Here is a 7,505-nt window from a genome sequence, read left to right as displayed (position 1 = left end):
CGGACACCCCCCGGCGCGGCCCCGACCCACCACCCGGCGAGATGGCGCTACGCGCCCGCAGGTACACGAAACCGCGCGCCCCGGCCACCACAACAGCGGCCAGGACGCGCGGTACGACGATCGTGCCGAGCTACTCGGCGTCCTCGGCATCCTCGGACGCCGTGTCCTCCGCGCCCCCGACCCCTTCCGCCGCCCCCAGCAGCCGAGCCAGCTGACGCCCACCGATCCGCTTGAACTTGCGCTTCTGCGGCCGCGTACGGTCCAGCACCGCCACCTCCAGCCGCTCCGCGGGAATCTCCCGCTCACTGCCGTTGGTGTCACGCGACAGCGCCTGCACCGCCAGCTTCAGGGCCTCGGCCAGCGTCATACCGTCCCGGTGGCGCTGGTCCAGGTAGCTGCTGATCTGCTCCGCGTTGCCCCCCACCGCGACCGAGCCGTGCTCGTCCACGATCGAGCCGTCGTGCGGGAGACGGTAGAGCTGGTCACCTTCCGGGGTCTCCCCCACCTCGGCGACCACCAGCTCCACCTCGTACGGCTTCTCGGCCGCCGAGGAGAAGATCGTGCCCAGGGTCTGCGCGTAGACGTTGGCCAGACCACGCGCCGTCACGTCATCGCGATCGTAGGTGTAACCCCGCAGGTCGGCGTACCGCACCCCACCGATCCGCAGGTTCTCGTACTCGTTGTACTTGCCGGCGGCCGCGAAACCGATCCGGTCGTAGATCTCGCTGAACTTGTGCAACGCACGGGACGGGTTCTCGCCGACGAACACGATGCCGTCGGCGAACTGCAGCACGACCAGGCTGCGGCCACGGGCGATGCCCTTGCGGGCGTACTCCGCCCGGTCGGCCATCTGCTGCTGAGGTGAAACATAGAACGGCGTCGACACCGGTTATCCGTCCCTTTCTGTGGATGTCACTGGATCACCTTGACAAGAAACGGCCGCTGTCTAGAGCAGCGCGGCCCGCGGGCCGTCCGGCTGCTCCAGGCGCCGGGCCAGGATCGAGCGGGCGATCTCGGAGGACTCCTCCTCGGCGAGCCGGCGAAAGCCGTCCTCGGTGATCACGGTGACGATCGGGTAGATCCGGCGGGCGACATCGGGACCGCCCGTCGCCGAGTCGTCGTCGGCCGCGTCGTACAGGGCCTGGACGACCAGGGTCGTGGCCTCTTCCTCGCTCAGGTCGTCGCGGAAGAGCTTCTTCATGGCGCCGCGCGCGAAGATCGAGCCCGAGCCGGTGGCCGCGAAGTTCGTTTCCTCGGAGCGGCCGCCCGTCACGTCGTACGAGAAGATCCGGCCCCGGTCGCGGCCCACGTCGTACCCGGCGAACAGCGGCACCACGGCGAGGCCCTGCATGGCCATGCCGAGGTTGGAGCGGATCATGGTCGACAGCCGGTTCGCCTTGCCCTCCAGGGACAGCTGCGCGCCTTCGACCTTCTCGAAGTGCTCCAGCTCCAGCTGGAACAGCTTCACCATCTCCACGGCCAGACCCGCCGTACCGGCGATGCCCACCGCGGAGTACTCGTCGGCCGGGAAGACCTTCTCGATGTCCCGCTGCGCGATGACGTTGCCCATCGTCGCCCGGCGGTCACCGGCCAGCACGACGCCTCCGGGGAACGTCACGGCGACGATCGTGGTCCCGTGCGGCGCCTCGATCACACCCTGGGTGGGAGGCAGTTGCCGGTTGCCGGGCAGGATCTCCGGCTGGTGCTCGGACAGGAAGTCCATGAAGGAGGAGGACCCTGGCGTCAGGAAGGCAGCTGGTAGACGCCCGGTGCTACGAGTGTTGGCTTCCACGCGATTCCTTCCACGTATGCGACAGCCCGCCCTGTGACGTCGGGCCAATCCTTGGAACAACCCCGGTCCGGTTGCGACCGGGGGCACGGTATGCCTCGGACCCTACCCGTCCTTCGGCGGTGATCCACATGTCCGGCGGGACCAACTCCACCGGATCGACGCCGTACTTGCCGGCCGCGCACGACCGGCCGCTTGCCGGCCGCGCAAGACCGGCCGGGCACCCTGGCTCCGGACGCCACCGACGCCCGGAGCGCCGCACACGGAGGCGTCATGTCACTCACTGCCCCGCGCACAGCGCTCCGCGCTCCGCCCGTCCGTCACCCGCACCCGTTCACCTTCGGAATGAAGGCAAAGGCGCCTTACTGGCCACCCTTTTGAACGAAGGAGCGCACGAAGTCCTCGGCGTTCTCCTCGAGGACGTCGTCGATCTCGTCCAGAACCGAGTCCACGTCGTCGCTCAGCTTCTCCTGACGCTCCTTGAGGTCCTCCGAAGCCTGCGTCTCCGCCGCCTGCTCCTCGACCTCCTCGGTGGACCGGGTGGCCTTCTGCTGTCCGCCGCCGGTGTCCTTGGTCGCCATATCCCTCACCCCGCTCGGTTCGCCCGACACAGTTGCTCGGTCAAGATCAGACCCTACTCGCCGGGTCTGACAATGGCCCCGCAGTTGCTCCAACGTACGGGGACCACCTCGATGATTCCCGGACCTGGGATTTTCCACCCCGTCCGGCCGTCTCCTCCCGAGTACCCACTGAACGCGATCATCCGCCGGACAGGACCCTGACCAGGTCTTCCGCCGTGCGGCAGCGGTCCAGGAGCTCCTTGACGTGATTACGCGTTCCGCGAAGCGGTTCCAGGGTTGGAACGCGCTGCAGGGAGTCGCGGCCCGGCAGATCGAAGATCACCGAGTCCCAGGAGGCCGCCGCGACGTCGTCCGCGTACTGCTCCAGGCAGCGCCCGCGGAAGTACGCGCGGGTGTCCTCAGGCGGCGCCGTACGGGCCCGCTCGATGTCCGCCTCGGTCAGCAGCCGCTTCATGCGCCCGCGGGCCACCAGACGGTTGTACAGGCCCTTCTCGGGCCGCACGTCGGCGTACTGCAGGTCGACCAGGTGCAGCCGCGCCGCGTCCCAGTCGAGACTGTCCCGTCGCCGGTAGCCCTCCATGAGCTCCCGCTTGGCGACCCAGTCCAGCTCGCCGGCCAGGCTCATCGGGTCGTGCTCCAGACGGGTGAGGGTGTCCTCCCACCGCGACAGGACGTCCTTGGTCTGGTCGTCGACGTCGGCCCCGAACCGCTCCTCCACGTACTTGCGGGCGAGCTCGTAGTACTCCATCTGCAGCTGGACCGCGGTGAGCGTCCGGCCGCTGCGGAGTGTGACCAGACGCTTGAGCGACGGGTCGTGCGAGACCTGGTGCAGCGTACGAACCGGCTGGTCGACGGCCAGGTCCACCGCGATGAAGCCGTCCTCGATCATCGACAGGACGAGAGCCGTCGTACCCAGCTTCAGATACGTCGAGATCTCCGAGAGGTTCGCGTCGCCGATGATCACATGCAGGCGGCGGTACTTCTCGGCGTCCGCGTGCGGCTCGTCGCGGGTGTTGATGATCGGGCGTTTGAGCGTCGTCTCGAGGCCGACCTCCACCTCGAAGTAGTCGGCCCGCTGACTGAGCTGGAAGCCGTGCTCGTGCCCGTCCTGGCCGATGCCGACGCGGCCCGCTCCGGTGAAGACCTGACGGGAGACGAAGAACGGCGTCAGATGGCGCACGATGTCCGAGAAGGGGGTCTCCCGCTTCATCAGGTAGTTCTCGTGCGTGCCGTAGGACGCGCCCTTGTTGTCGGTGTTGTTCTTGTACAGGTGGATCGGCTGGGCACCGGGCAGCTGTGCGGCCCGCTCCGCGGCCTCGGCCATGATCCGCTCGCCGGCCTTGTCCCACAGGACGGCGTCCCGGGGGTTGGTCACCTCGGGGGCGCTGTACTCGGGGTGCGCGTGGTCGACGTAGAGCCGCGCACCGTTGGTGAGGATCACGTTGGCCAGGCCGATGTCCTCGTCGGTGAGCTGGCTGGAGTCGGCGGCCTCGCGGGCGAGGTCGAAGCCTCGCGCGTCCCGCAGCGGGTTCTCCTCCTCGAAGTCCCAGCGAGCCCGGCGGGCCCGGTGCATCGCAGCCGCGTAGGCGTTCACGATCTGGGACGAGGTGAGCATGGCATTGGCGTTGGGGTGGCCGGGGACGGAGATCCCGTACTCCGTCTCGATGCCCATTACTCGCCGTACGGTCATGCGGCCCTCCTTGCCCGGCGGCACCCTCGGTCGTGGGCGCCACTCAGATACCGCTGGCGCTCGGTTGCGTGTGCGGTGCCCGTCCCCGCACTGCGCGACTCGGCGGTACGGAAGAGCCTAGAACGCCTTTGCGCTGGTGGGGAGATCATTTGCGTCATTGCGTTGCTCCAGCCGTGGCCTGAAAAACAGTCGGCTGCGGGTACCCGCCGAGGGCACCCGCAGCCGCCCTGCCTTTTACAGGTACTGACCGGTGTTCGCCACCGTGTCGATGGAGCGTCCGGTGTCCGCGCCCTGCTTTCCGGTGATGAGCGTACGGATGTACACGATCCGCTCGCCCTTCTTTCCGGAGATCCGGGCCCAGTCGTCCGGGTTGGTGGTGTTGGGCAGGTCCTCGTTCTCCTTGAACTCGTCCACGCAGGCCTGGAGGAGGTGGGAGACGCGGAGACCCTTCTGGTTCTTCTCGAGGAAGTCCTTGATCGCCATCTTCTTGGCACGGCCCACGATGTTCTCGATCATGGCGCCGGAATTGAAGTCCTTGAAGTAGAGGACTTCCTTGTCACCATTGGCGTAGGTGACCTCCAGGAAGCGGTTCTCCTCGGATTCGGCGTACATCTGTTCCACGGCCGTCTGGATCATGCTCTGGACCGTGGACGCCTTGGAGTCGCCGTGCTCGGCGAGGTCGTCGCCGTGCAGCGGGAGGCGCTCGGTGAGGTACTTGCCGAAGATGTCCTTGGCCGCCTCGGCGTCCGGACGCTCGATCTTGATCTTCACGTCGAGCCGGCCGGGCCGCAGGATGGCGGGGTCGATCATGTCCTCACGGTTGGAGGCACCGATCACGACCACGTTCTGCAGGCCCTCCACGCCGTCGATCTCGGCGAGCAGCTGCGGGACGATGGTGTTCTCCACGTCCGAGCTGACACCGGAGCCACGGGTGCGGAAGAGGGACTCCATCTCGTCGAAGAAGACGATGACGGGGGTGCCCTCGCTGGCCTTCTCACGGGCCCGCTGGAAGACGAGGCGGATCTGCCGCTCCGTCTCACCGACGTACTTGTTCAGGAGCTCGGGGCCCTTGATGTTGAGGAAGAAGCTCTTGCCCTGAGCCTGGCCGGTCACCTCGGCGACCTTCTTGGCGAGCGAGTTGGCCACGGCCTTGGCGATCAGGGTCTTGCCGCAGCCGGGGGGCCCGTACAGCAGGACGCCCTTCGGCGGCCGCAGTTCGTGCTCCTTGAACAGGTCCGGGTAGAGATACGGGAGCTCGACAGCGTCGCGGATGGCCTCGATCTGGCCGCCGAGTCCGCCGATCTGCTCGTAGCCGATGTCGGGGACCTCTTCGAGGACGAGCTCCTCGACCTCGCTCTTCGGCACGACCTCGTAGACGTAGCCGGAGCGGGGTTCGAGCAGGAGGGCGTCGCCGGGGCGGATGGTGACGTCCAGCAGCGGCTCGGCGAGCCGCACCACCCGCTCCTCGTCGGTGTGCCCGAGCACCAGGGCCCGCTCGCCGTCCTCGAGGATCTCCTTGAGGGTGACGATGTCTCCGACGCTCTCGTACTCCATGGCCTCGACCACGTTGAGCGCTTCGTTGAGCATCAATTCCTGGCCGCGCCGGAGCTCGTCGAGCTCGACGCTGGGGCTGACGTTCACCCTGAGCTTGCGGCCGCCGGTGAAGATGTCGGCGGTGCCGTCCTCGTTCGCCTGCAGGAAGACCCCGAAGCCGGCCGGCGGCTGCGCGAGCCGGTCGACCTCCTCCTTGAGGGCCACGATCTGGTCACGGGCCTCACGGAGCGTGTTGGCGAGTCGCTCGTTCTGCGCGGACACGCCGGCCAGATTGGTCTGCAGCTCGACGATCCGCTCTTCGAGAATCCTCGTGTGTCGCGGAGAGTCGGCGAGCTTGCGCCGCAGGACGGCGATCTCCTGCTCAAGGTAGGCGATCTGCCCGGCCGGGTCGTCGGACCCGCGTCCCGGGCGGATGCCGCGGTTCATGTCGTCGTCGTGGGCTGCCACGGTCCTCACCTCCTCCAAGGGGAGCTGGACGCTTCCAGACCCTACCTGGGCGGGTGTCGATTGAAACCCCTAGATCACAAAGACTGTCGGGGTGTGTCCGATCTTCACCCTTGCGCTCTCCCTCACGCCAGGGGAATACCCACCGAACATGAATGGAACCCAGCCGGAGGTAGGGTCGAAGTGTTCAACACCCGTCAGAGCTGGCCGGATTCCCGATACGGCTCGACGCATGAAACGGCAGGAGACATGAGCGTGCAGCAGGAGGCCGGGGTCGACAGCGAGGCTCTGGAGGTCTGGATCGACCAGGACCTGTGTACCGGCGACGGCATCTGCGCCCAGTACGCGCCCGAGGTGTTCGAGCTGGACATCGACGGTCTGGCCTATGTGAAGGGCGCCGACGACGAGCTGCTCCAGGACAAGGGCGCCACAACGCCCGTACCGCTGCCGCTTCTCACGGACGTGGTCGACTCCGCCAAGGAGTGTCCGGGCGAGTGCATCCACGTGCGTCGAGTTTCGGACAGGGCCGAGGTCTACGGCCCCGACGCGGAGTGACTTTTTCCGTACGCTCCGTCACTACTGTCTGATATCTCACACACACCGGTGCACAGGCCTCACACGCTGCGAGCACCGGAGGGGGTCGAGCGGACGAACGCGCCGTTCTGCCAACGCCATTTCACGTCGCTCTTCACGTCGGGACAGCAACGCGGCACGTCGGCCGACGAGTAGCCGAAGAGGGTGGCCGTGACGGCGCCCTGACGTACGGCGAAGTTACTGACGGTGTTGCCGCCCTTGGGGGCGAGCAGGGTCGCCACCACGCGCGGCTTGCCGCCGTCGCCGTCCCGGGTGAGCACGTAGACGCCGTCCGGCGGGGTGCCCATCGGGGAGTCGCAGTGGACCACGGCGACCGTCTCCGGGGAGCCGTCGCCGTCGAGGTCCCCGGAAGCACGCTTCTTCACCACGGCCTTCACCGGGCCGCACTCGATGGGGAACGTCACCGCTGCCGGGTCGGGCGGAGCGACGGCCGCCGGAGCGCTTCCGGTCTCGGGGGCGGCCGCCTGGGCCGCTGTCGCCGCACCCGGCTGCAGGAACGAGGAGAGGGCCATCACGCCGGCGACGGCCGTGGCAGTGGCGAGCCAGTGGATGGGACGGGTGTGGGTGTGGGCGAGCTCCGGGACGGCGGAAGGCTGCACTAGGAGTGTCTCCTGAGGGCTGTGCCGGTGGGATGGCCAAGATGGTGCCACACGTCACACCACCTGGGAACGGCGGGGTGTGCGCGTCCTGTGCCGGGGAAGTCAGAAGAGTTACGGTTCCTGCCGCTGTGTCAGCGGGCCGGATTCGGCACAGGCCGCTGCCGCGCGCATCGCGTCTACAGGGCGGGCCGCGGTCGTGTTTCTGTCAGGTCAACCGATGAGCGCCGTGGTCCACCCGCGGCGGCCACCAGGGG

At 67.8% G+C, this 7,505-nt stretch carries 7 protein-coding genes; 1 reads left to right on the top strand and 6 read right to left on the bottom strand.

Features of this window, described 5'->3' with window-relative positions; all coding sequences use genetic code 11:
- Window positions 1-130: 130 nt before the first annotated feature.
- From prcA to arc, 5 genes are all read right to left on the bottom strand, one after another.
- On the bottom strand, window positions 131-886 hold the full coding sequence (gene prcA, locus ACWIF2_RS39335; RefSeq protein ID WP_454366341.1) for a proteasome subunit alpha: 756 nt from the start codon (window positions 884-886) through the stop codon (window positions 131-133).
- Window positions 887-946: 60 nt separating this feature from the next.
- A complete protein-coding gene (gene prcB, locus ACWIF2_RS39330) occupies window positions 947-1,792 on the bottom strand; it encodes a proteasome subunit beta (RefSeq protein ID WP_454366339.1) in 846 nt (281 codons plus the stop codon).
- Window positions 1,793-2,151: 359 nt separating this feature from the next.
- Window positions 2,152-2,370: a ubiquitin-like protein Pup gene (locus ACWIF2_RS39325; protein ID WP_019757212.1), complete on the bottom strand. Its 219-nt coding sequence runs from the start codon at window positions 2,368-2,370 to the stop codon at window positions 2,152-2,154.
- Between the two features lie 178 nt (window positions 2,371-2,548).
- A complete protein-coding gene (gene dop, locus ACWIF2_RS39320; RefSeq protein WP_382497845.1) occupies window positions 2,549-4,060 on the bottom strand; it encodes a depupylase/deamidase Dop in 1,512 nt (503 codons plus the stop codon).
- 234 nt (window positions 4,061-4,294) lie between these two features.
- Window positions 4,295-6,061 (bottom strand): proteasome ATPase, encoded by a 1,767-nt coding sequence (gene arc / locus ACWIF2_RS39315; protein ID WP_189726579.1) that lies wholly within the window; start codon window positions 6,059-6,061, stop codon window positions 4,295-4,297.
- 246 nt (window positions 6,062-6,307) lie between these two features.
- Between arc and ACWIF2_RS39310 the strand changes: the two genes are divergently transcribed.
- Entirely contained in the window at window positions 6,308-6,613 is a 306-nt protein-coding gene (locus ACWIF2_RS39310) for a ferredoxin (RefSeq protein WP_454366336.1), read from the top strand.
- A gap of 59 nt (window positions 6,614-6,672) precedes the next feature.
- Here ACWIF2_RS39310 and ACWIF2_RS39305 read toward each other — a convergent pair whose 3' ends face one another.
- Window positions 6,673-7,251: a hypothetical protein gene (locus ACWIF2_RS39305; RefSeq protein ID WP_454366334.1), complete on the bottom strand. Its 579-nt coding sequence runs from the start codon at window positions 7,249-7,251 to the stop codon at window positions 6,673-6,675.
- Window positions 7,252-7,505: the final 254 nt, after the last annotated feature.

This window comes from Streptomyces sp. NPDC055506 (genome assembly GCF_053643595.1).
The sequence above is the reverse complement of the archived record's forward strand: the minus strand, read 5'-3'. Positions and strand labels throughout refer to the sequence as shown.